Raw genomic sequence first — 20898 nt, 5'->3', positions numbered from 1 at the left:
TGACCGATCGGGGTGCTGCGATCCCCCGTCATGCCGGACTCGATCCGGCATCCCGCTTCGTCCGCCGTCCCGAAGAAGCGGGACCCCGGCGCAAGGCCGGGGTGACGAAAGGATAGGTGAGGCAGCCGACCAGATCATCGGCCATCGGCGATCGCCCCTCCCTCGAACGCGAGGGAGGAGTATCAGCGTTGCGCGTTATACTTCAGCTGGTCGTCGGTGAGCTGGAAGCCGACCAGCGCCTCGAAGGTCGCGCGCAGCACCGCGGAGCGCACCTCGGGCCGTGCCAGCGGATCGGTCGCGGCATCCTCGTCGCCCGCCTTGCGCTTGCGGGTGAGCTGGTTGCGCACCTCGTCGGGCAAGGTCGCCGCCGCACGTGCGATCTGCGTCGAGGCGGTGCCCCGCGCCTGCGCCCGCGCCTGGCCGGCGTCGAAATGCACCGCGATCTGCCCCTTGCGCTTGGCGGTCACCGCCGAGCCGCCGCGGACGATCGCGATATAATACGGCAGCACCACGTCGCGTGGGCCCTCGGTCCGCGTCCGCCGCGCGAGCACGTCGAAGCTGACGGTGGTGGCGATCTGGTCGCCGGCGTCGTTGCAGGCGCCGCGCACGTTGGTCATGCTGGCGACGACGTCGATCGCGCTCGCGTCCTTGCTGGTCGCCGGATCGAACAGGGTGATGTCGCCGGTGCCGGCGGCGACGCCGACCGTCGGGCAGGCGGAGCGCACGGCGGAGATGCCGCCTTCGACGATCTCGCCCTTGCTGGCGCAGCCCGAGAGGATCAGCGCGAGGGCGGACAGGCCTAAAGCCGGGGTTTTCACGAGGACGCGTACCTTTGTCGAACGGACGGTGATGCGCCGCCGGAGGACCCGGACGATGCGCGGCGCACCATAGGAACCGGCTTTGGCGCGCGCAAGCAATCGCGTACTTCCGCGCGGTGAGGCATTCGCGTACTTCCGTGCGCGGGGCCAATCGCGTAGAACGCTCCGCATGGCCTCCCAATTCCCCGCGGACGGCGGCAAGCCCGTCCTCGAACTGCTGATCGCCGCACCGCGCGGCTTCTGCGCCGGCGTCGACCGCGCGATCCGCATCGTCGAACTCGCGATCGAGAAGCACGGCGCGCCCGTCTACGTTCGCCACGAGATCGTCCACAACAAGTTCGTCGTCGACACGCTGAAGGCACAGGGCGCGGTGTTCGTCGAGGAACTCGATCAGGTGCCCGACGGCGCACCGGTCGTCTTCTCCGCGCACGGCGTGCCCAAATCGGTCCCCGCCGACGCGCAGAACCGCGGCCTCGACTATCTCGACGCGACCTGCCCTTTGGTGTCGAAGGTCCATCGTCAGGCCGAACGGCTCGTCGCCGCCGGTCGCCACATCGTCTTCATCGGCCACGCCGGCCATCCCGAGGTCGTCGGCACCTTCGGCCAGGTGCCAGCCGGCGCGATGTCGCTGATCGAGACCGCCGCCGATGCCGAGATCTTCGCGCCGGTCGATCCCGACAATCTCGCCTTCCTCACCCAGACGACGCTGTCGGTCGACGACACCGCCGCGGTGGTCGCGGTGTTGCAGCGCCGCTTCCCCAACATGCTGCCGCCGCGCGGCGAGGACATCTGCTACGCCACCTCCAACCGGCAGGCGGCGGTCAAGGCGATCGCCGCGGCCTGCGACGCGATGCTGGTGATCGGCGCCCCCAATTCGTCCAACTCGGTGCGGCTGGTCGAGGTCGCGGAGCGCGAGGGCGTGCCCGCGCGGCTGATCCAGCGCGCCGGCGAGCTCGACTGGACGTTCCTCGACGGCGTCGGCACGCTCGGCATCACCGCCGGAGCCTCGGCGCCCGAACTGCTGGTGCGGGAGCTGGTCGACCTGCTCTCCACCCGCTTCGCGATCACCGAGCGCGAGGAGGAGACGACGCGCGAGACGATCGCGTTCAAACTGCCGCGCGGCCTCGACGCCGCGGCATAGGCCGACCGTCCCCCGGCGCACGTCCGGGGGACGTGGAGACTGGGGGAGGGATCGATGGCCGTCTACACGCACGTCTCGGCAGAGGCGCTGTCCGCGTTCCTGCGCCGCTACGCCGATGTCGGCGAGCTCGTCTCCGCCAAGGGCATCGCCGAGGGCGTCGAGAACAGCAACTACCTCGTCGACACCACCACCGCGCGCTTCATCCTGACGCTCTACGAGAAGCGCGTCGACGCCGGCGACCTGCCCTTCTTCCTCGACCTGCTCGATCACCTCGCCGATCGCGGCCTGCCGGTGCCGCCGGCGATCCGCGACCGCGACGGCGTCGCGATCCAGACGCTGGAGGGCCGCCCCGCCTGCCTGATCCGCTTCCTCAACGGCGTCTCGGTGACCCGCCCGACGCCCGATCAGGCCGCCACCGCCGGCGCCGCGCTCGGCGCGCTGCACGCCGCGGTCGCCGATTTCGAGGGTGGCCGGCCCAACAGCCTCGGCGTCGCCGACTGGCGGCCGCTGCTGACGCGGTGCGGCAGCGATCTCGACGCGATCGCGCCGGGCCTGTTCGCCCGTGTCGACTGCGCGCTCGCCGCGGTGGAGGCGGACTGGCCGCACGATCTGCCGACCAGCGTCATCCATGCCGATCTGTTCCCCGACAACGTCCTGATGCTCGGCGCACGGGTGACGGGATTGATCGATTTCTACTTCGCTTGCCGTGACATACGCGCTTATGACGTCGCCGTGATGCACACCGCCTGGGCCTTCGATCCGCAGGGCGCGCCGCTCGCCGGCGTCGGCCCGGCGCTGCTCGCCGGCTATGCCGGGGCACGCGGCCTGTCCGCCGCCGAGCGCGCCGCGCTGCCGGTGCTGGCGCGCGGCGCGTGCATCCGCTTCCTGCTCACCCGCGCGTGGGACTGGCTCGACACGCCGGCGGATGCGCTGGTGACGCGCAAGGACCCGCTCGCCTATCTGCGCCGGCTCGACTGGTACGACGCCCATCCGGAGGCCTTTGCATGACCGACCCAGATTCCGCCCCCCCGCAGCTCGTCGAGATCGCCACCGACGGCGCCTGCAAGGGCAATCCCGGCCCCGGCGGCTGGGGCGCGCTGCTCCGCTTCGGCGGCCACGAGAAGGAATTGTCGGGCGGCGAGACGCTGACCACCAACAACCGGATGGAGCTGACCGCGGCGATCGAGGCGCTGCGCGTGCTCACCCGCCCGTGCCGGATCAAGCTCAGCACCGACAGCAAATACGTCATGGACGGCCTGACGCGCTGGATCCACGGTTGGCGCAAGAACGGCTGGCGCACCGCCGACAAGAAGCCGGTCAAGAACGCCGAACTCTGGCAGGCGTTGTTCGCCGAGACGCAGAAGCACGAGATCGAATGGATCTGGGTCAAGGGCCATGCCGGCAACGCCGACAACGAACGCGTCGACAAACTGGCGAGCGACGCGGCGGTCGCAGCGGCCCGCCCGCCAGCCTGACCCCAAATCCTCCCCCGCCAGGGGGAGGTGGCGCCGCGAAGCGGTGACGGAGGGGGAGGACAGGGCGGGAGCTTTGTTACGACGCTCCCACCCTATCCTCCCCCTCCACCACTCGGCTGACGCCGAGCGGTCCCCCTCCCCCTTGCGGGGGAGGATTTAGGCGAACCGCCCCGCGGCATAGCGCGCGACATCGACCCCTTCGAACCCCGAAGGCAGGCCCGTCCCCAGCAACAGGCTCGCCGCCACCGCGGCGCCGGCGGGCGCGGTCTGGATGCCGAAGCCGCCCTGCCCCGCGCACCAGAACAGCCCCGCCACCTTCGGATCGAAGCCGTACACCGGCAACCGGTCGGGCGCGAAGCTGCGCAGCCCCGCCCAGCGCCGCTCGACCGCCGCGACCCGCCAGTCGACCACGCCCTCGAACCGGTCGATCGCCAGCGCGACGTCGATCTCCTCGGGCGCGACGTCGTGCGGATCGACCGGCGTCTCGTCGTGCGGGCTCAGCCACAGCCGGCCCGCCTCCGGCTTGAAATAGAATCGCCCCGCGATGTCGGCGACGTGCGGCAGGTCGGCGGCCGCGGGCGGATCGGTGCGCAATTGCACCATCGTCCGCCGATAGGGCTGGATGCCGAGCGGCGCCGCCCCCAGCCGTACGGCGATCCGGTCGGCCCATGCGCCCGCCGCATTGACCAGCAAGCCCGCGCGATACGTCCCCGCCGGGGTCGCGATCGTCCAGACGCCGGCGGTGCGGTGCGCCTCGTCCAGCCCGGCGCGTGTCGCGATCGCCCCGCCGGCGCGGCGGAATGCGGCGAGATAGGCGGCATGCAGCGCCGCGACGTCGATATAGGCGCAGCTCGGTTCGTGCACGCCGAGCGTCCATTCGGGCCGCAGCCCCGGCACGAACGCGGCGGGATCGACGCGGTCGAGCACCACCGCGGTCCGCTCGAACGCGGCGAGGAAGGCGTCGACCCGCCCGGCATCCGCCGCCCGCCCGATGTGCAGCGACCCCAAAGGCGCCAGATAGCCGCCGCCGCGAAGCGCGGTTTCGGACGCGCTGGTCAGCGGCTGGATGCCCGGCCCGCCATAGGTCTCCGACCAGAAGGCCGCCGAGCGCCCGGTGCTGTGATACCCCGCCTGCTCCTCCGCCTCGATCAGCAGCACGCGGGCGTGCGGCGCGAGCGCGGCGGCGAGGCTGGCACCGGCGATCCCCGCGCCGACGATCGCGATGTCGTGGATCATCGCAGCCGGTCCAGAAAGGCGTCGATCGCATCGAACGCGCGCCGCCGCACCGCATCGTCCTCGCGCAGGATCTCATGCGCCGATTCGGCCCCGAAGCGCACCAGCTCGGCGCGCGGCAGCCGTGCCGCCAGCCGCACCGCGGCACGGGCATCGACCAGCCGGTCGGCATCGGCGATCAGCATCAGGATCGGCACGGCGAGCGTCGCCAGCCGCGGATCGGCCTGCAGGCGCGCGCCCGATGCGAACGCCTCCAGCACCCACGCCCAGCTCGGCGGCCCGAGCAGCAGCGACGGGTCGCGCGCATACCAGAAGGCTTCGTCGCCATAACGGTCGAGCGAATGGGTGAGCCGCTGCTGGCGATGGCCGGCGGAGGCCTTGCCCGGCCGCACCGTCCACGCCGGCCGGGCGGGATCGCCGATCCTGGTCATCGCCCGCGCGACCGCGCGGCCGGCGCGCGCGCCGAGCGGCGAGCGCACGCCGATCATCGGCGACACCAGCACCGCCGCATCGGGCACGACGCCGCCGTCCAGCATCGCGCGCAACGCCAGATGCCCGCCCATCGAATGGCCGAGCAGCACCGCCGGCCCCTCCCCCGCGCGCGTCCAGTCGCGCCAGAAGGCGGTGAGGTCGCCCACCCACGCGTCGAAACTGGCGGCGTGGCCGACGTGCGGATCGGCGGAGAGCCGCCCGGAGCCGCCCTGCCCGCGCCAGTCGAACGCGGTCACCGACCAGCGCTGCGCATGCAGGTGGCGGATCGTCTCCAGGAACTTCTCGACGATGTCGGCGCGCCCGCCCTGTACCAGCACCCGCCCGCGCGGCGCGGGATGCGGCCAGTCGAACCGGCGGTGGCGCCAGCCGTCGGGCGCCCGCCATTCCGTCAGGCGCGAATCGGCGGGCAGGTCGCGGCGCAGCTCGGCTTGATCGGTCATCGTTGCTTTGGTTACGTTTTCGCAAGCCATGCCGTCTACCTCTGCGTGCCATGGGGACGGACAGTCTATTGGTCGCGGCGCTTGCCGTCATGCTCGGCGCGCTGCTCGTCGCCGCGGGGATCGAGGATGCCCGCACGCGCGAGATCGCCAACGGCAAGAATGCGGCGATCGCGCTGCTCGCGCCTGTGTGGTGGTGGGCGATGGGGCTCGGCTGGGGCGACGTCGCGGTGCAATTGCTCGTCGCGGCGATCGTCTTCGCGGTGTTCGTCGGCGCCTTCGCCTGCGGCTGGATGGGCGGCGGCGACGTCAAGATGATCGCCGCGCTCGCCTTGTGGCTGCCGCTCGGCAGCCTGTTGCAGATGCTGATGGTGATGTCGGTGCTGGGCGGCGCGATCACCGTCGCGATGATGATCGAGCGGCGCTGGCAGCGCCGGATCGGCGCGGTCGAGGTGCCCTATGGCGTCGCGATCGCCGCGGCGGCGCTGCTCGCGCTCCCCGCCATTCTGCCAGCCCTTTGAAGACGAACCGGATTTTAACCAGTCCGCGGCCAAGATGGCCCAATCAACCACCGGTGCGCTGAAAGGCCCGTTGAGACCATGGATAGTCGCAAGATCGTTTTGCTGGTGGGCGCGTTGCTCGTCGCCGGCATCACGGCATTTTTCGCCCGCTCGCTGATCGCCGGCGCCTCCGCGCCGCAGGCGGTGGCGATGGGCGCCCCCGCCCCGGTCGCCGTCACCGGCCCGGACGTGCTGGTCGCGACCCGCGCGCTGCCGGTCGGCACCATCCTCGATGCCACCGCGCTGAAGTTCCAGCCCTGGCCGCAGCAGCTGATCGACAACGCTTATTACCTGAAGGCGGGCACCGACGTCGCCAAGCTGACCGGAACGGTGGTGCGCAACGCGATCACCGCCGGCCAGCCGATCACGCGCGGCGCCCTGGTTTCGCCGGGCGACCGCGGCTTCCTCGCCGCGGCGCTCGGACCGGGGATGCGCGCGGTCACCGTCAGCGTGTCGAGCCAGGCGGCGGTCGCCGGCTTCGTCTTCCCGGGCGACCGCATCGACCTCGTCCTGACGCAGACCGTCAACGGCGGCGGCGACGGCCAGCCGCTCAAGGTGTCCGAGACGATCATGCGCAACGTCCGCGTGCTCGCCACCGACCAGCGCACCGACAATGTCGTCGGCGAGGACGGCAAGTCGAAGGTCACCAGTTATTCGACCGTGACGCTGGAGGCGACGCCGAAGATGGCCGAACAGGTCGCGGTGGCGCGGACGATCGGCGAATTGTCGCTGTCGCTGCGCGCGCTCGCCGACAATTCGTCCGAACTCGAAGAGGCGATCGCCAGCGGCGCGGTCAAGGTGCCCGATGGCGACCCGCGCGCCGAAAAGGCGATGATGCTGCGCCTTGCCACCCAACCGCAGACCGGCGGCACCACCTTCGCCACCGGCGCCGACGTATCGCGCTTCCAGCGCAGCACCGTGCCGGCGCGTGCGCCGACCGCCGGCGCCCCGGTGGGCAACGGCCCCGCACCGGGTGGCGCGGTCGGCGCCGGCGGCGCGACGATCCAGGGCCCGGCCGTGCGGGTCGCCCGCGGCAACAGCGTGACCGTCGTTCCGGTCGGAGGGAAAAACTGACATGCCTCTCGTGCACCCCCTCCGCGCCCGCCGCGGTCGCACCGCCGCCGTCGCGCTGGCCCTCGCCACCACCCTCGCGATGCCGCTTGCCATCGCCGATGCGCGCGGCGCCGATGCCGCGACCGCCGGCGGCAGCTCCTCGGTCGTCCAGGTCAACACCGGCCGCGGCCGGCTGGTGACGCTGTCGCGGCCGATGAGCGACGTCTTCGTCGCCGACGAGACGATCGCCGACGTCCAGGTCCGCTCGCCGACGCAGCTCTACATCTTCGGCAAGAAGACCGGCGAGACGACGATCTCCGCCACCACCCGCGGTGGCGCGGTCGTCTATGCGACCACCGTCCGCGTCGGCAACAACCTCGATTCGATCGCGGCGATGCTGCAGCTCGCGATGCCCGACGCGCGGCTCGTCGCGACGCCGATGAACGGCATCGTGCTGCTCACCGGCACCGTCGCCGGCCCCGGCGACGCGGCCGAGGCGGAACGGCTGGTGCAGGCCTATGTCGGCGACGCCACCAAGGTGCTCTCGCGCCTCAAGACCGCGACCCCGTTGCAGGTCAATCTGCAGGTCCGCATCGCCGAGGTCAGCCGCACCTTCATCAAGAACGTCGGCGTCAACCTCGGCTCGCTCGACGCGACCGGAGGGTTCAAATTCGGCATCGGTCGCGGCACCGTCAGCCCTCAATATACACCGGGTTTCCCGCTGGCGACCGGCTTCAATACCGGTACCAACACCACCCTTATCCCGAACGGCAGCTCCGGATCGACGCTCGGCCTCGCCGGCAAGCTGCTCGGCCTCGACCTGCTCGCCGCCGTCGATCTCGGCGAGACGCTGGGTCAGGTGACGACGCTCGCCAACCCCAATCTCACCGCTTTGTCGGGCGAGACCGCGACCTTCCTCGCCGGCGGCGAGATCCCGATCCCGCTCGCCGGGGGCCTCGGCACCGTCACCGTCGAATACAAGCAATATGGCGTCAGCCTCGCCTACACGCCGACGGTGCTGTCCGACGGCCGCATCTCGCTGCGCGTCCGTCCCGAGGTTTCGCAGATCGACAATGCCAATGCGGTGACCGTCGGCGGCACCCGCGTGCCCGGCATCACCACCCGCCGCGCCGAGACGACGCTGGAGCTCGGCTCGGGCCAGAGCATGATGATCGGCGGCCTGCTCTCCAACAGCCACGGCAACAACATCGACAAGACGCCGTTCCTCGGCGACCTGCCGATCATCGGCTCGCTGTTCCGCTCGACCAACTTCCAGCGCAACGAGACCGAGCTGGTCATCATCATCACCCCCTATCTGGTGAAGCCGGTGAGCAATCCGGCGCAGATCGCGCTGCCGCACGACGGCTATCGCGCGCCGAGCGACGCCGCGCGCATCCTGCTCGGCGAGGTCGGCAGCGGCGGCAACGGTCCCCGCCCGGTGCCGACGATGATCCCCGGCGACCCGCCGTCCGCGCCGACGATCGGCGCCGCCGCCGCGGTGCCGCCGGTGCCGCAGCGTCAGCCGGCACCCGCCGCCGCCGATTCGCGCGCCACGTCGAAGAAGAAGGGCGCCGTTCCCGCCCCCGGATTTTCCAACTGATGCCCGTGCCGGCCCCGATCAAGGACCCGTTCAAGGACATGGCCTCGATGACCAAGCATAAGCTGCTCCTCGCCACCCTGCCCGCGCTGCTTCTCGGCGGCTGCATGGGCACCACCAACCGCGGCCTCGAATCGGTCCACCAGCCGGTCGTCGCGCGCAACGATTACGCGCTCGATCTCGCCACCGGCGGAGCCGGTCTCGCCGCCGGCGAGGGCCGCCGGCTCGCCGGGTGGATGGACGCGATGCATCTGGGCTTCGGCGACAAGGTCGCGATCGACGAGACCGCTTACGGTGCCGGCCGCGCGCGCGACGAGGTCGCCGCCGTCGTCGCCAGTTACGGCCTGCTGCTTTCCGACGAGCGCCCGGTGACCGCCGCGCCGGTGACCCCCGGCACGCTGCGCGTCGTCGTCAGCCGCATGCACGCCAGCGTCCCCGGCTGCCCCGACTGGAGCCGCAATTCGAGCAACGAATTCGACGCCAACACCTCGTCCAACTACGGCTGCGCGATCAACGCCAACCTCGCCGCGATGATCGCCCGACCCAGCGACCTCGTCCACGGCACCGACCCGCAGGCGCTCGTCGACACCGCGGTCAACGCCAAGGCGATCGACGCCTATCGCAAGAAGGCGCCGACCGGCGCCGGCGCGTTGCAGGCGGCCAGCTCGCGCGGAGCCAATTGATGAACGCCCCCTGGAAGCCCGCCGGCCAGACGACGCGCGAACCCTTCGCCGCCTATGTCTGCGACGAGACCACCGCCGAGACATTGCGTCCGATCGCCGCCGAACTTGGCTGGTCGGTCGACAAGGTCTACAAGGGCGGACTGCGCAACGCCGTCCAGTCGCTGTCGGTCGCCGCCAGCCCGCAGATCCTGCTCGTCGATCTCGCCGAATCCGGCGATCCGCTCAGCGACATCAACGGTCTCGCCGAGGTGTGCGAGCCCGGCACGGTGGTGATCGCCGCCGGCCAGGTCAACGACGTGCGCCTGTACCGCGACCTCATCGCCAGCGGCATCCAGGATTATCTGCTCAAACCGCTCCATCCCGACGCGATGCGCGAGGCCTTCGGTCACGCGCAGGCGATGCTCAACGCTCCGAAACTCGCCGAGGCCAGCATCGACCGGCCGCATTGCGCGATCGCCGTCATCGGCACGCGCGGCGGCGTCGGCGCCTCCACCGTCGCCACCTCTACCGCCTGGCTGCTCGCCGAACGCGAGAAGCGCACCACCGCATTGCTCGACCTCGACGTGCATTTCGGCACCGGCGCGCTGACGCTCGACCTCGAACCCGGCCGCGGCCTCACCGACGCGATCGAAAATCCCAGCCGCATCGACGGTCTGTTCATCGAACGCGCGATGGTCAAGGCGACCGAGAAGCTCGCCGTCCTCTCCGCCGAGGCGCCGATCAACGCGCCCTTGGTCACCGACGGCGCCGCTTTCTATCAGTTGCAGGAAGAGATGCGCGCCGCCTTCGAGGCGACGGTGGTCGACCTCCCGCGCGCGATGCTGGTCCAGCATCCGCAACTGATCAGCGACATCCAGGCCGCGGTGATCGTCACCGAACTCACCCTCGCCTCGGCGCGCGACACGATCCGCATCCTGTCGTGGCTCAAGACGCACGCGCCGCAGACGCACCTCACCGTCGTCGCCAACCGCGTCCATCCCGCTGCGCAGCTCGAGATCAGCCGCAAGGATTTCGAAAGCTCGATCGAGCGCAAGATCGATTTCCTCGTGCCCTTCGACCAGAAGCTCGCGGCGCAATCGGCCAAGCTCGGCAAGCCGCTCGCCGAGGCGGGCAAGAACACCAAGACGATCGCGCCGCTGATCGACCTCACCCGCCACGTCCTCAACGTCGGCGAGGAGCTCGTCGCAAGCAGCGGCGACGGCAAGACGCGCAAGAAGGGCAAGTCGCTGATCGGCGGCTTCTCCGCCCTGCTGCCGCGCCGCGCCAAGAAATAAGCGTCGCGGCGATGGACCTGTTCCCTCTCGTGATGGTGCTGCTCGGCGGCGGATCGGCGATCGCGCTGGTCGCCTTCGCGCTCGCCGGCCCGTCGCCGCAGCGTGCGCAGACCCGCCGCCTCGCCGCGATGCGGATGCGCCACGGCGATGCCGCGGTGGTCGAATCGCAGATGCGGCGCATCGCCGCGGGCCGCGTCCAGACCCGCACCGACCTCGCGGTCGGCCGGCTGCTGCCCAATCCTGCACAGCTCGCCCATCGGCTGGCGATGACCGGCAAGGACTGGAGCGTCGGGCGCTACGGCATGGTCAGCGCCGGGCTGATCGTCGTCGTCGCCGGGCTGCTGATCCTGAAGGGCGCGCCGTTCCTGTTCGCCCTGCTGTTCGGCGTCGCGGTCGGCGCCGGCGTGCCGCACTGGCTGGTCGGCTATTTCATCCGCCGCCGCGTCACCCGCTTCACCGCCAAATTCCCCGATGCGATCGAATTGCTCGTCCGCGGCCTGCGCTCGGGCCTACCGGTCAGCGAGACGATCGGCGTCGTCGGCAACGAGGTGGAGGGTCCGGTCGGCGAGGAATTCCGCATGGTCGCCGACAAGATGAAGATCGGCATGTCGATGGACGCGGCGTTGCAGGACACCGCCGACCGACTCGGCACGCCCGAATTCCAGTTCTTCGTCATCACCATCGCGATCCAGCGCGAAACCGGCGGCAATCTCGCCGAAACGCTCGCCAACCTCGCCACCGTGCTGCGCCAGCGCGGCCAGATGAAGTTGAAGATCAAGGCGATGTCGTCCGAGTCCAAGGCTTCGGCCTATATCGTCGGATCGCTGCCGTTCATCGTCTTCGGCATGATCTGGATGATCAACGCCGGCTATATGCAGGGCTTCTTCTCCGAACCGCGGCTCATCATCGCCGGCATCGGCGGCCTGCTGTGGATGGGCATCGGCGTGTTCATCATGGCCAAGATGGTCAGCTTCGAAATCTGATGGCCGGGGGCGAATAGACATGCAGGCTTCCGGACCGACGCTGATGGGCATCGACGTGCTCTGGGTCGCGACCATCCTGTCGGGGGTCGCCGCCTTCGCGGTGATGCTCGCCATCTATACCGTGATGCGCACCGTCACCGATCCGATGACCAAGCGCGTCAAGGCGCTCAACGAACGCCGCGAACAGCTCAAGGCCGGCATCACCGCCTCGACCAAGCGGCGCGCCAAGCTGGTCCAGCGCAGCGACACCACCGACTGGATGCGCGGCCTGCTGTCGTCGCTCAAGGTGCTGCAGGACAGCCAGGTCAAGGACGCGCAGCTCAAGCTGATGCGCGCCGGCATCCGGTCGAAGGAATGGGCGGTCGGTGTCATCTTCGGCCGGCTCGCGCTGCCGATCGTGTTCGGCGGGTTGATGGTCGTCATCGTCTACGGGCTCGACTATTTCCCCGATTGGTCGGCGTTCAAACGCTACGCGCTCGTCGCGGTGACCTTCATCCTCGCCTACAAGGCGCCCGACATCTATCTCAAGAACCGGATCACCAAGCGCAGCGATGCGATCCGCAAGGGCCTGCCCGACGCGCTCGACCTGCTGGTGATCTGCGCCGAGGCGGGCTTGACCGTCGACGCCGCCTTCCACCGCGTCGCCAAGGAACTCGGCCGCGCCTATCCCGAGCTTGGCGACGAATTCACGCTGACCGCGATCGAACTGGGCTTCCTCACCGAACGGCGCCAGGCGTTCGAGAACCTTGCCACCCGCGTCGACCTCGACGCGATCCGCGGGGTCGTCACCACGATGGTGCAGACCGAGAAATACGGCACCCCGCTCGCCTCGGCGCTGCGCGTGCTGTCCGCCGAATTCCGCAACGAACGCATGATGCGCGCCGAGGAAAAGGCCGCACGCCTTCCCGCGATCATGACCATCCCGCTGATCCTCTTCATCCTCCCGACGCTGTTCATCGTCATCCTCGGCCCCGCCGCCTGCTCGATCAGCGACGCCTTCTAGCGGCCTGTCGAAATTAAAATTCGTGGACGATGACAATTCCTCCCCCGCCAGGGCAGGGCGATCGCATATGACCGTTGGGGAGTTGCAACGGCTTTCCCATCCCCGTCATGCCGGACTTGATCCGGCATCCCGCTTCTTCGCGCCGTCCAAAGAAGCGAGACCCCGGCGCAAGGCCGGGGTGACGAAGTGGATTTGGAGGGCGTACGACTTACCGTGAGGGCCATATGCGATAGCCCTGCCCGCCAGGGGGGGGAATTCGACGGAGAGTCGATCCGCTCCGGAGTTACGCTATTCCCTTGCGGATGGATCTGGAAAGCGACGGACAAACACCAACGCCCGGCTGTCCTACACCCGCCCCAAATGCTAAAGAGCACTCCCCCACACGCTCTTTCTCATCGCCATCGATCAGCACGTTTTCCGAAACGATAAACCCGGATCGTTTCCATTCAGGTGTCCATCTTGTCCACGTTCGGCGCCTAACCCGTTCCACCGCAACGACACCGCTTCCACGCAGCGCGACGCTGCCAAGCCCCGATGAACCAACCCCCGTCGCGCTCGTTATGCACCCGTAACAGGGAGGCTCGGATGCTGTTCACCACCACCACGCAGTTCGTCGCATTGGCATTGTGCCTCGTCGCCGGCTGGTTCTTCGGGCTCGCGAGCCACGGCGGCGGCCGCAAGTGGAAGACGCGCTACGCCGACGAGCGCGAGGCGCATGCGGGCTATCGCAAGCAGGGCGACACCGCGCTCGCCGACGCCAACCGCCGGATCGCCGAGCTGGAGCGTGAAAACGACCGTCTCGCTCGCGCAGCGGAGACCGTTCCCGTCACCACGACGCCCGTCGCCGCGACATCCGTGGCCCCCGCGCCGACGATCGGCGAGCGCCTCACCGGCCGTGCCCGTCCGGTGCGCACCGTCCGCCCCGCCTACCCCGCCGGCAGCCGCCCCGGCTGGTTCGACTTCGGCGACCGTTCGCGCGTCTGACGCGAACCTTGGGCCCGGCGCGCCGCCGCTCGACTTCCGCGGCGTGACCGGGCAAGATCAGGCCATGGAGACGATCTCACGCACCGGCGGCCAAATTCTGGTCGATCAGTTGCTTGCACAGGGTTGCGAGCGGATTTTCACGGTGCCGGGGGAAAGCTTCCTCGCCGTGCTCGATGCGCTCTACGACGCGCCCGACATTGCGACCGTGGTCTGCCGGCAGGAAGGCGGCGCGGCCTATATGGCCTGCGCCGACGGCACGCTCACCCACCGCCCCGGCATCGCCTTCGTGACGCGCGGACCGGGCGCGACCAACGCAGCGATCGGCGTCCATGTCGCACGGCAGGATTCGCAGCCGATGATCCTCTTCGTCGGCGACGTCGACCGCACCACCCGCGACCGCGAGGCGTTTCAGGAGATCGACTTCCCCGCGATGTTCGCCCCGCTCGCCAAATGGGCGGCGCGGATCGACGATGCGGCGCGCATCCCCGAATATGTCGCCCGCGCCTATGCGGTGGCGATGAACGGCCGCCCCGGCCCGGTGGTGCTGGCACTGCCCGAAGACATGCTGCGCGACACCGCCGCGGTCGTCGACCGGCCCCGCGTCGAACGCCTGCCGCAGGGTTGCGACGAGGCGCCGCTCGAACAGCTCACCGATCTGCTCGCCACCGCCGAACGGCCGCTCGCCATCGTCGGCGGCGCCGGCTGGGACGGCGTCGCCGCGCAGGATTTCGCCGCCTGGGCCGATCGCACCGGCGTCCCCGTCGCCACCGCCTTCCGCCGGCAGGATGCGATCCCCAACGCCTGCCCCAGCTACGCCGGCAACCTCGGCTATGGCCCCAATCCGGCGCTCGTCGCGCGCGTGAAGGACGCCGACCTGCTGATCGTCGCGGGCGCGCGGCTCGGCGAGGCGACGACCGACGGCTATACGCTGATCACCCCCGATCATCCCGGCCAGCGCCTCGTCCACGTCCACCCCGATGCGAACGAACTCGGCATGACCTATCGTGCCGATCTGGCGATCTGCGCGGGGATGGCCGAATTCGCCGAGGCGCTGGTCGCCCTCGACGGCCCGCCCCATCCCGGCGGTGCCGAGGCGCATGCGGAATGGCTGCAATGGTCCACCCCCGCCCCGCGCGACGGCGTCACGATGGACCTCGGCCCCTGCGTCGCCGCGATGCGCGAGCAACTGCCCGCCGACACGATCATCTGCAACGGCGCCGGCAATTACAGCGGCTGGTGGCATCGCTATTGGCATTATCCCGCCCCGGGCACGCAGCTCGCGCCGACCGCCGGGGCGATGGGCTACGGCCTGCCCGCCGCGGTCGCCGCCGCGCTGCGCTATCCCGATCGGCAGGTGGTTGCGCTCGCCGGCGACGGCTGCTTCCTGATGAACGGCCAGGAACTCGCCACCGCCGTCCAGCACGATGCGCAGCTGCTGGTGCTGGTCGTCGACAACCAGGCCTATGGCACGATCCGCATGCACCAGGAGCGCGATTATCCCGGCCGCGTCGCCGCCACCACGCTCGCCAACCCCGATTTCGCCGCGCTCGCCCGCGCTTACGGCTGCTGGGCCGAGAGCGTCGAGCGTACCGAGGATTTCGCCGCAGCCCTTGCCCGCGCGGTCGCGCAGCGCGGCGTCCGCCTGCTCCACCTGCGCACCGATGTCGACGTGATCACCCCCGCCGCCACGCTCGGCGCGCGACCGGCCTAGCCCCGCCCGCGCGCCGCGCGGGTCGGCAGCACCAGCCGGTCGAGGAAGTTGCGCAACTCGGTCATCCGCTTGAGCGGCTCGGTAACCTGTTCGTCGAGGCCGAGCCGCCACGCCAGATCGCGCCGCTCGGGCGCCTCGTGCAACGCCTCGACCAGCGCCGCCTGCGTCGCCACGTCGAGCGGATCGCGCGCCAGTCCCAGCTCGACCAGATCGTCCGCCTGCCGCCGCAACGCCGCCGCGACCTCGCGCAGCGAAATCTCGGGATGGTATTGCACGCCCCAGAAGATGCCGCCGTCGTGGCGGATCTCGGCAGCCTGCACCTCGGTGACGCCGTTGGAGGCGAGCAGCGTCCCGCCCGCGGGCAAGCTCGCCACCTCGTCGCTATGCACCGCCGGCACGTCATAGGCGGGCGGCCGCCCGGCGAGCAGCGGATGATCCTGCCCCGCCGGCTGCCGCACGATCCGCCGTGCGAACCCTGCCTCGCGCCGCTCGCCCATCGCCCGCACTGCGCCGCCCGCCGCGACGACCGCGACCTGCAACCCCGCGCAGGACCCGAACGCCGGCGTTCCCGACCGATAGACCGCACGCATGAAGTCGATCTCGCGCCGCGCCTCGGGCGTATCTTCATATAAATGGAGCGGCGACCCGGTCAGGATCACCCCGTCATAGCCGTCGATCCCGGCCGCGGGCGACGCCGCATCGTGATCCGCGGGCTTTACGCGCTCGCAGATCGCGTCGGGCACCAGTTCGCCGAGCCGCTTGAGGAACGTCTCGCCCGAGCTGCGCCCGACGCTCTCGCGCCGCGTTTCGCGTGCCGCCGGCGGCTCGCTCTCGGCCACCAGCAGCCGCAACGGTGCGCTCATGCTTCGGCCGGTTTGGTCGTCACGGTTTTGCCGCGCTCGATCAGCGCATCGATCGCCTCGGTTTCCAGCCGCCCCGCGGTGATCAGCGCGGCCTCCGGCGTCAGCGAGACGGCGACCCCATCGGGGCCATCGACGATGATCTCGCCATTTTCATGGCTGACCGAGGACGGCGTGTTGTAAGGCGTGGTCATCATACCTCAACAAGCCATATTAACCGATGTTTCCATCGGTTAATGAATTAGTCCCCGGTCGTGCCACGTGCCGTTAGCGCAGCTTGTCGCTGCCGTTGATCAACGCGGCCTTCTCGCCGTTCGACATCGCGGCGGCATTGACGTCGGCGTCGTCGATCGCATCCGCCTGCTGGCTCGCGCTCTTGCGCTCGGCCTTGGCCTGATCCTCGAGGTTGTCGGCGGCGCTCTCCAACGCATCGGCGCGATTGTCGGCGGCGGCCTTGACGTCGCTGCCCAGCTTGTCGTCGCCCTTGCCGCCGCAGGCGGCGAGCGACAGGGCCATGGCGCCGGCGGTCAGCGCGATCATCATCTTCTTCATCTGCATGTCTTTCGTTCGCATAAGGAAAAGGCCGCCCCGCTTCCCCGGGACGGCCTTTCGCCGGTCATCGGACCGTCAGGTCAGATATTGTCGCCGAGCGCGCCCTTGACGCTGCCCTTGAACTTCTCGCCCTTGCCTTCGGCCTGCTGGGCCTTCCCCTCTGCGGTCAGGCTGGCGTCGTCGTTGTGCTTGCCGATGGCTTCCTTGGCGTTGCCGATGGCTTCGTTGACGGTGCCTTTGATCTTGTCGGTGAGCTCGCCCATGAGGACCTCCTGCTTTGACCGCGTCCCGCCAGCCGGGCCGCTTGATCTACAGCAAGAACAACGGGTTCGGACCGGACCGGTTCCGTGACAAATGCGTCACCGTGTTTATATCAGCCCGGCGAGCGGGCTCGACGGGTCGGCATAGCGCCGCTGCCCCATCCGCCCGGCGCGATAGGCCAGCCGTCCCGCTTCCACCGCCGCACGCATCGCCGCCGCCATCATCACCGGGTCCTTCGCCTCGGCGATCGCGGTGTTCATCAGCACCCCGTCGCAGCCCAATTCCATCGCCACCGCCGCATCGGATGCGGTGCCGACCCCGGCGTCGACCAGCACCGGCACGCCCGCACCCTCGACGATCAGCCGGATCGTGATCCGGTTCTGGATGCCCAGCCCCGACCCGATCGGCGCGCCCAGCGGCATGATCGCCACCGCGCCGGCGTTCTCCAGCCGCTTCGCCGCGATTGGATCGTCGACGCAATAGACCATCGGCTTGAACCCCTCGTTGGCGAGGATCTCGGTCGCGCGCAGCGTCTCGTGCATGTCGGGATACAGCGTCTTCGCCTCGCCCAGCACCTCGAGCTTGACGAGATCCCAGCCGCCCGCCTCGCGCGCCAGCCGCAGCGTGCGGATTGCGCTCTCCGCGTCGAAACAGCCCGCGGTATTGGGCAGATAGGTGACCTTTTTGGGGTCGATAAAATCAGTCAGCATCGGCGCGTTGCGATCGCTGACGTTGACCCGCCGCACCGCAACGGTGACGATCTCCGCGCCCGAGGCTTCGAGCGCGGCGGCGTTCTGCGCGAAATCCTTGTACTTGCCGGTTCCGACGATCAGCCGCGATCGGAACGTCCGCCCCGCCACCGTCCAGCTATCGTCGGCGATCGGCTTCTGGTGATCGCCGCCGCCGACGAAATGGACGATCTCGATATCGTCGCCGTCCTCGACCTCGACATCCTTCAACGTCGAGCGCGGCACGACCTCGAGATTGCGTTCGACCGCCACCTTCTCCGGCACCAGCCCCAATTCCGTGGCGAGCTCGGCGAGGCTCAGCCCCGCGTTGACGCGCTTGTGCGCGCCGTTGACCGTGATCGAAACCGTTCCGTCGCTATGGGGCATCAGGCTTAACTCCTTGGCGCCCCATCTAGGCGCGTGATCGTCGGTGTCCACCTTCGCAGGGTTGATTCACGCGAAGGCGCGAAGGCGCGAAGGAAGTAGCTTTGTTCGCGCAGCGGTGCAGCGGCGCAGAGATGGCTTGCCCGCGGCAGCGGGCCTTCCCTCTTCCGAGCGACCGTGGATCAGCCGCTGCGCGGGAAGGGGTGGGATCGCCCCCGTGCATCCCCTCTCTGCGCCTCCGCGCCTCTGCGCGAACCAACCCTTTTCCATCTTCGCGCCTTCGCGCCTTCGCGTGAAAACATGCCTTCTTTGCACCGTCCGCCGAACGGCGATAAGCCCGCACCATGACCGACACCATCTTCGTCCTCAACGGCCCCAATCTCAACCTGCTCGGCACCCGCGAGCCCGAAATCTACGGCGCCGACACGCTCGACGACATCGCCGGCCAGCTCGAGGATCGCGGCCGCGAACTGGGGCTGGAGATCGACATGCGCCAGTCGAATCACGAAGGGCATCTGGTCGACTGGCTGCACGAGGCGCAGGCACGCGGCGCCAAGGCGGTGATCCTCAACGCCGGCGCCTTCACCCACACATCGATCGCCGTCCACGACGCGATCAAGGGGATCAAAACCCCCGTCATCGAAGTCCACCTTTCCAACCCGCACACCCGCGAAGACTTCCGCCACGTCAGCTTCGTCGGACGCGCCGCGAAGGGAACGATCGCCGGTTTCGGTGCGCTCTCCTACACCCTTGCGCTTGAAGCCGCGGCGCGCTTCTGACAGGAGGCTCCCCCATGACCGACCAGACCAACTCCGGGACCCAGACCCAATCGATGCAGGTTGACGTGAACCTCGTGCGCCAGCTCGCCGAATTGCTCGATGCCACCCATCTCACCGAGATCGAGGTGGAGGAAGGCGACCGCAAGATCCGCGTCGCGCGCAAGGCCGCCGCGGTCGCCGCCCCCGTCCAATATGCGCCGCAGCCGATGGCGAGCGCGCCGATCGCGCCCGCCGCGCCCCTTGCTGCCGAGGCGGGTGCAATGGCCCCGACGGTCAGCGCCGCCAATGCGGTCAAGTCGCCGATGGTGGGCACCGCCTATCTGTCGGCCGAACCCGGCGCCAAGCCGTTCATCACCGTCGGCACCGCGGTCGCCGCCGGCGACACGCTGCTGATCGTCGAGGCGATGAAGGTGATGAACCCTATCACCGCACCGACCGCCGGCACCGTCCGCCAGATCCTGATCGAGAACGGCCAGCCGGTCGAATTCGACCAGCCGCTCGTGGTGGTCGAGTAACGGCATGCGCCCGATCAAGAAGCTGCTGATCGCCAACCGCGGCGAGATCGCGCTGCGTATCCATCGTGCGTGCCACGAAATGGGCATCAAGACGGTCGCGGTCCATTCCACCGCCGACGCCGATGCGATGCACGTGCGCCTCGCCGACGAGGCGATCTGCATCGGGCCGCCGGCGGCGACCGACAGCTATCTCAACATCCCCAACATCATCTCGGCCGCCGAGATCAGCGGCGCCGACGCGATCCACCCCGGCTACGGCTTCCTCAGCGAGAACGCGCGGTTCGCCGAGATCGTCGAGATGCACGACCTGCTGTTCGTCGGTCCCAAGCCCGAACATATCCGCACGATGGGCGACAAGGTCGAGGCGAAGCGCACGGCGGGCGCGCTCGGCCTGCCGCTCGTCCCCGGCTCGGACGGGGCGATCAACGACGTCGCCGAGGCGAAGGCGTTGGCGGCGGAGATCGGCTATCCCGTCATCATCAAGGCGGCGAGCGGTGGCGGCGGTCGCGGCATGAAGGTGTGCACCGGCCCCGAGCATCTCGAAACGCTGATGCAGCAGGCCGGTACCGAGGCGAAGGCGGCATTCGGCGACGCCACCGTCTACATGGAAAAATACCTCGGCAACCCGCGGCATATCGAGTTCCAGGTGTTCGGCGACGGCGAGGGCAACGCCATCCATCTGGGCGAACGCGACTGCTCGCTCCAGCGCCGCCATCAGAAGGTGCTCGAAGAGGCCCCCTCCCCGGTCATCACCGCGGAAGAACGCGAGCGGATGGGCGGCATAGTCGCGAAAGCAATGGCCGACATGGGCTATCGCGGTGCCGGCACGATCGAATTCCTGTGGGAAGACGGCGACTTCTACTTCATCGAGATGAACACCCGGCTGCAGGTCGAGCATCCGGTGACCGAGATGATCACCGGCCTCGACCTCGTCCGCGAACAGATCCGCATCGCCGAGGGCCATTCGCTGACGCTGCGTCAGGAGGACGTCCAGTTCCGCGGCCACGCGATCGAATGCCGCATCAACGCCGAGGACCCGCGCACCTTCGCCCCCTCGCCCGGGCTGGTGAAGCAATATCACGCGCCGGGCGGCATGCACGTCCGCGTCGATAGCGGCCTCTACGCCGGCTATCGCGTTCCGCCGTACTACGACTCGATGATCGCCAAGCTGATCGTCTACGGCACCACGCGGGCTGGCGCGCTCCGCCGCCTGCGCCGGGCGCTTGAGGAATTCGTGATCGAAGGCCCGACGACGACGATCCCGCTCCATCAGGCGCTGCTCGACGATCCCGAATTCCAGGATGGCCAATATACGATCAAATGGCTGGAAGAATGGCTGGCGAAACAGCCCGACTAGATCCTCCCCGGCACGGGG

The 20898-nt window shown here is 69.4% G+C and carries 23 protein-coding genes; 15 read left to right on the top strand and 8 right to left on the bottom strand.

The window, feature by feature from the left end; genetic code table 11:
* Nucleotides 1-182: 182 nt before the first annotated feature.
* A complete protein-coding gene (locus SFC76_RS01290) occupies nucleotides 183-818 on the bottom strand; it encodes a hypothetical protein (RefSeq protein ID WP_322847685.1) in 636 nt (211 codons plus the stop codon).
* A 169-nt stretch (nucleotides 819-987) separates the two neighbouring features.
* Between SFC76_RS01290 and ispH the strand changes: the two genes are divergently transcribed.
* Genes ispH through rnhA form a run of 3 tightly spaced genes read left to right on the top strand, consistent with a single transcriptional unit; the run spans nucleotide 988 to nucleotide 3434 of the window.
* On the top strand, nucleotides 988-1959 hold the full coding sequence (gene ispH, locus SFC76_RS01285; RefSeq protein WP_322847684.1) for a 4-hydroxy-3-methylbut-2-enyl diphosphate reductase: 972 nt from the start codon (nucleotides 988-990) through the stop codon (nucleotides 1957-1959).
* Between the two features lie 54 nt (nucleotides 1960-2013).
* The gene (gene thrB / locus SFC76_RS01280) at nucleotides 2014-2967 is read left to right on the top strand and encodes a homoserine kinase (protein ID WP_322847683.1); all 954 of its coding nucleotides are present in this window, start codon (nucleotides 2014-2016) and stop codon (nucleotides 2965-2967) included.
* Nucleotides 2964-3434 carry a ribonuclease HI gene (rnhA, locus tag SFC76_RS01275; protein ID WP_322847682.1) on the top strand — a complete coding sequence of 157 codons (471 nt, stop codon included), beginning with the start codon at nucleotides 2964-2966 and terminating at the stop codon, nucleotides 3432-3434. Before thrB ends, rnhA begins: the two co-directional genes overlap by 4 nt.
* A gap of 156 nt (nucleotides 3435-3590) precedes the next feature.
* Here the strand turns inward: rnhA and SFC76_RS01270 are convergent, their stop codons facing one another.
* The gene (locus tag SFC76_RS01270) at nucleotides 3591-4670 is read right to left on the bottom strand and encodes an FAD-binding oxidoreductase (RefSeq protein WP_322847681.1); all 1080 of its coding nucleotides are present in this window, start codon (nucleotides 4668-4670) and stop codon (nucleotides 3591-3593) included.
* Nucleotides 4667-5599 (bottom strand): alpha/beta hydrolase, encoded by a 933-nt coding sequence (locus SFC76_RS01265; protein WP_322847680.1) that lies wholly within the window; start codon nucleotides 5597-5599, stop codon nucleotides 4667-4669. Before SFC76_RS01265 ends, SFC76_RS01270 begins: the two co-directional genes overlap by 4 nt.
* 50 nt (nucleotides 5600-5649) lie before the next feature.
* On the opposite strand from SFC76_RS01265, the gene SFC76_RS01260 reads away from it, so the two are divergent.
* The 9 genes from SFC76_RS01260 (at nucleotide 5650) to SFC76_RS01220 (ending at nucleotide 15444) form a co-directional block, all read left to right on the top strand.
* Nucleotides 5650-6117 (top strand): A24 family peptidase, encoded by a 468-nt coding sequence (locus SFC76_RS01260; RefSeq protein ID WP_322847679.1) that lies wholly within the window; start codon nucleotides 5650-5652, stop codon nucleotides 6115-6117.
* Between the two features lie 78 nt (nucleotides 6118-6195).
* A complete protein-coding gene (cpaB, locus tag SFC76_RS01255; RefSeq protein WP_322847678.1) occupies nucleotides 6196-7230 on the top strand; it encodes a Flp pilus assembly protein CpaB in 1035 nt (344 codons plus the stop codon).
* 1 nt (nucleotide 7231) lies between these two features.
* The gene (locus SFC76_RS01250; RefSeq protein WP_416222367.1) at nucleotides 7232-8809 is read left to right on the top strand and encodes a pilus assembly protein N-terminal domain-containing protein; all 1578 of its coding nucleotides are present in this window, start codon (nucleotides 7232-7234) and stop codon (nucleotides 8807-8809) included.
* A gap of 38 nt (nucleotides 8810-8847) precedes the next feature.
* Nucleotides 8848-9489, top strand: a complete 642-nt coding sequence (locus tag SFC76_RS01245) for a CpaD family pilus assembly protein (RefSeq protein WP_416222375.1) — start codon at nucleotides 8848-8850, stop codon at nucleotides 9487-9489.
* On the top strand, nucleotides 9489-10763 hold the full coding sequence (locus SFC76_RS01240; RefSeq protein ID WP_322847676.1) for an AAA family ATPase: 1275 nt from the start codon (nucleotides 9489-9491) through the stop codon (nucleotides 10761-10763). Before SFC76_RS01245 ends, SFC76_RS01240 begins: the two co-directional genes overlap by 1 nt.
* A gap of 11 nt (nucleotides 10764-10774) precedes the next feature.
* Complete coding sequence (locus SFC76_RS01235; protein ID WP_322847675.1) at nucleotides 10775-11746, top strand: type II secretion system F family protein; 972 nt, start codon at nucleotides 10775-10777, stop codon at nucleotides 11744-11746.
* Between the two features lie 19 nt (nucleotides 11747-11765).
* Complete coding sequence (locus SFC76_RS01230; RefSeq protein WP_322847674.1) at nucleotides 11766-12749, top strand: type II secretion system F family protein; 984 nt, start codon at nucleotides 11766-11768, stop codon at nucleotides 12747-12749.
* Nucleotides 12750-13334: 585 nt separating this feature from the next.
* A complete protein-coding gene (locus SFC76_RS01225; protein ID WP_322847673.1) occupies nucleotides 13335-13733 on the top strand; it encodes a hypothetical protein in 399 nt (132 codons plus the stop codon).
* Nucleotides 13734-13797: 64 nt separating this feature from the next.
* Entirely contained in the window at nucleotides 13798-15444 is a 1647-nt protein-coding gene (locus SFC76_RS01220) for a thiamine pyrophosphate-binding protein (protein ID WP_322847672.1), read from the top strand.
* Here the strand turns inward: SFC76_RS01220 and SFC76_RS01215 are convergent.
* The 5 genes from SFC76_RS01215 to thiS form a co-directional block, all read right to left on the bottom strand.
* The gene (locus SFC76_RS01215) at nucleotides 15441-16307 is read right to left on the bottom strand and encodes a glutamine amidotransferase-related protein (RefSeq protein ID WP_322847671.1); all 867 of its coding nucleotides are present in this window, start codon (nucleotides 16305-16307) and stop codon (nucleotides 15441-15443) included. The two genes, SFC76_RS01220 and SFC76_RS01215, sit on opposite strands and share 4 nt — an antisense overlap.
* The gene (locus SFC76_RS01210) at nucleotides 16304-16501 is read right to left on the bottom strand and encodes a hypothetical protein (RefSeq protein ID WP_322847670.1); all 198 of its coding nucleotides are present in this window, start codon (nucleotides 16499-16501) and stop codon (nucleotides 16304-16306) included. Before SFC76_RS01210 ends, SFC76_RS01215 begins: the two co-directional genes overlap by 4 nt.
* Before the next feature lie 70 nt (nucleotides 16502-16571).
* On the bottom strand, nucleotides 16572-16856 hold the full coding sequence (locus SFC76_RS01205) for a hypothetical protein (RefSeq protein ID WP_322847669.1): 285 nt from the start codon (nucleotides 16854-16856) through the stop codon (nucleotides 16572-16574).
* Between the two features lie 80 nt (nucleotides 16857-16936).
* On the bottom strand, nucleotides 16937-17119 hold the full coding sequence (locus SFC76_RS01200) for a CsbD family protein (protein WP_322847668.1): 183 nt from the start codon (nucleotides 17117-17119) through the stop codon (nucleotides 16937-16939).
* A gap of 105 nt (nucleotides 17120-17224) precedes the next feature.
* Nucleotides 17225-18232, bottom strand: a complete 1008-nt coding sequence (gene thiS / locus SFC76_RS01195) for a sulfur carrier protein ThiS (RefSeq protein WP_322847667.1) — start codon at nucleotides 18230-18232, stop codon at nucleotides 17225-17227.
* Between the two features lie 341 nt (nucleotides 18233-18573).
* On the opposite strand from thiS, the gene aroQ reads away from it, so the two are divergent.
* From aroQ to accC, 3 genes are read left to right on the top strand one after another with little or no spacing between them, the layout of a single operon-like run.
* A complete protein-coding gene (gene aroQ, locus SFC76_RS01190) occupies nucleotides 18574-19008 on the top strand; it encodes a type II 3-dehydroquinate dehydratase (RefSeq protein WP_322847666.1) in 435 nt (144 codons plus the stop codon).
* 14 nt (nucleotides 19009-19022) lie between these two features.
* Nucleotides 19023-19523: an acetyl-CoA carboxylase biotin carboxyl carrier protein gene (gene accB, locus SFC76_RS01185; RefSeq protein WP_322847665.1), complete on the top strand. Its 501-nt coding sequence runs from the start codon at nucleotides 19023-19025 to the stop codon at nucleotides 19521-19523.
* A gap of 4 nt (nucleotides 19524-19527) precedes the next feature.
* Entirely contained in the window at nucleotides 19528-20880 is a 1353-nt protein-coding gene (accC, locus tag SFC76_RS01180; RefSeq protein ID WP_322847664.1) for an acetyl-CoA carboxylase biotin carboxylase subunit, read from the top strand.
* Nucleotides 20881-20898: the final 18 nt, after the last annotated feature.

It is taken from the genome of Sphingomonas sp. CD22 (assembly GCF_034556155.1).
Taxonomy (GTDB): domain Bacteria; phylum Pseudomonadota; class Alphaproteobacteria; order Sphingomonadales; family Sphingomonadaceae; genus Sphingomonas.
Note: the sequence above shows the minus strand (reverse complement) of the source record. Positions and strands in the feature narration are given on the sequence as shown.

Excerpts from the sequence above, each read along its gene's own strand:
- SFC76_RS01220 (WP_322847672.1), top strand. The coding sequence starts at position 13,798 with ATGGAGACGATCTCACGCACCGGCGGCCAAATTCTGGTCGATCAGTTG.
- SFC76_RS01210 (WP_322847670.1), bottom strand. The coding sequence starts at position 16,501 with ATGATGACCACGCCTTACAACACGCCGTCCTCGGTCAGCCATGAAAAT.
- SFC76_RS01250 (WP_416222367.1), top strand. The coding sequence starts at position 7,232 with ATGCCTCTCGTGCACCCCCTCCGCGCCCGCCGCGGTCGCACCGCCGCC.
- SFC76_RS01265 (WP_322847680.1), bottom strand. The coding sequence starts at position 5,599 with ATGACCGATCAAGCCGAGCTGCGCCGCGACCTGCCCGCCGATTCGCGC.
- SFC76_RS01230 (WP_322847674.1), top strand. The coding sequence starts at position 11,766 with ATGCAGGCTTCCGGACCGACGCTGATGGGCATCGACGTGCTCTGGGTC.
- SFC76_RS01215 (WP_322847671.1), bottom strand. The coding sequence starts at position 16,307 with ATGAGCGCACCGTTGCGGCTGCTGGTGGCCGAGAGCGAGCCGCCGGCG.
- accB (WP_322847665.1), top strand. The coding sequence starts at position 19,023 with ATGACCGACCAGACCAACTCCGGGACCCAGACCCAATCGATGCAGGTT.
- thrB (WP_322847683.1), top strand. The coding sequence starts at position 2,014 with ATGGCCGTCTACACGCACGTCTCGGCAGAGGCGCTGTCCGCGTTCCTG.
- SFC76_RS01260 (WP_322847679.1), top strand. The coding sequence starts at position 5,650 with ATGGGGACGGACAGTCTATTGGTCGCGGCGCTTGCCGTCATGCTCGGC.
- aroQ (WP_322847666.1), top strand. The coding sequence starts at position 18,574 with ATGACCGACACCATCTTCGTCCTCAACGGCCCCAATCTCAACCTGCTC.
- SFC76_RS01205 (WP_322847669.1), bottom strand. The coding sequence starts at position 16,856 with ATGAAGAAGATGATGATCGCGCTGACCGCCGGCGCCATGGCCCTGTCG.
- ispH (WP_322847684.1), top strand. The coding sequence starts at position 988 with ATGGCCTCCCAATTCCCCGCGGACGGCGGCAAGCCCGTCCTCGAACTG.
- SFC76_RS01270 (WP_322847681.1), bottom strand. The coding sequence starts at position 4,670 with ATGATCCACGACATCGCGATCGTCGGCGCGGGGATCGCCGGTGCCAGC.
- thiS (WP_322847667.1), bottom strand. The coding sequence starts at position 18,232 with ATGCCCCATAGCGACGGAACGGTTTCGATCACGGTCAACGGCGCGCAC.
- SFC76_RS01200 (WP_322847668.1), bottom strand. The coding sequence starts at position 17,119 with ATGGGCGAGCTCACCGACAAGATCAAAGGCACCGTCAACGAAGCCATC.
- SFC76_RS01245 (WP_416222375.1), top strand. The coding sequence starts at position 8,848 with ATGGCCTCGATGACCAAGCATAAGCTGCTCCTCGCCACCCTGCCCGCG.
- SFC76_RS01240 (WP_322847676.1), top strand. The coding sequence starts at position 9,489 with ATGAACGCCCCCTGGAAGCCCGCCGGCCAGACGACGCGCGAACCCTTC.
- accC (WP_322847664.1), top strand. The coding sequence starts at position 19,528 with ATGCGCCCGATCAAGAAGCTGCTGATCGCCAACCGCGGCGAGATCGCG.
- SFC76_RS01225 (WP_322847673.1), top strand. The coding sequence starts at position 13,335 with ATGCTGTTCACCACCACCACGCAGTTCGTCGCATTGGCATTGTGCCTC.
- cpaB (WP_322847678.1), top strand. The coding sequence starts at position 6,196 with ATGGATAGTCGCAAGATCGTTTTGCTGGTGGGCGCGTTGCTCGTCGCC.
- rnhA (WP_322847682.1), top strand. The coding sequence starts at position 2,964 with ATGACCGACCCAGATTCCGCCCCCCCGCAGCTCGTCGAGATCGCCACC.
- SFC76_RS01235 (WP_322847675.1), top strand. The coding sequence starts at position 10,775 with ATGGACCTGTTCCCTCTCGTGATGGTGCTGCTCGGCGGCGGATCGGCG.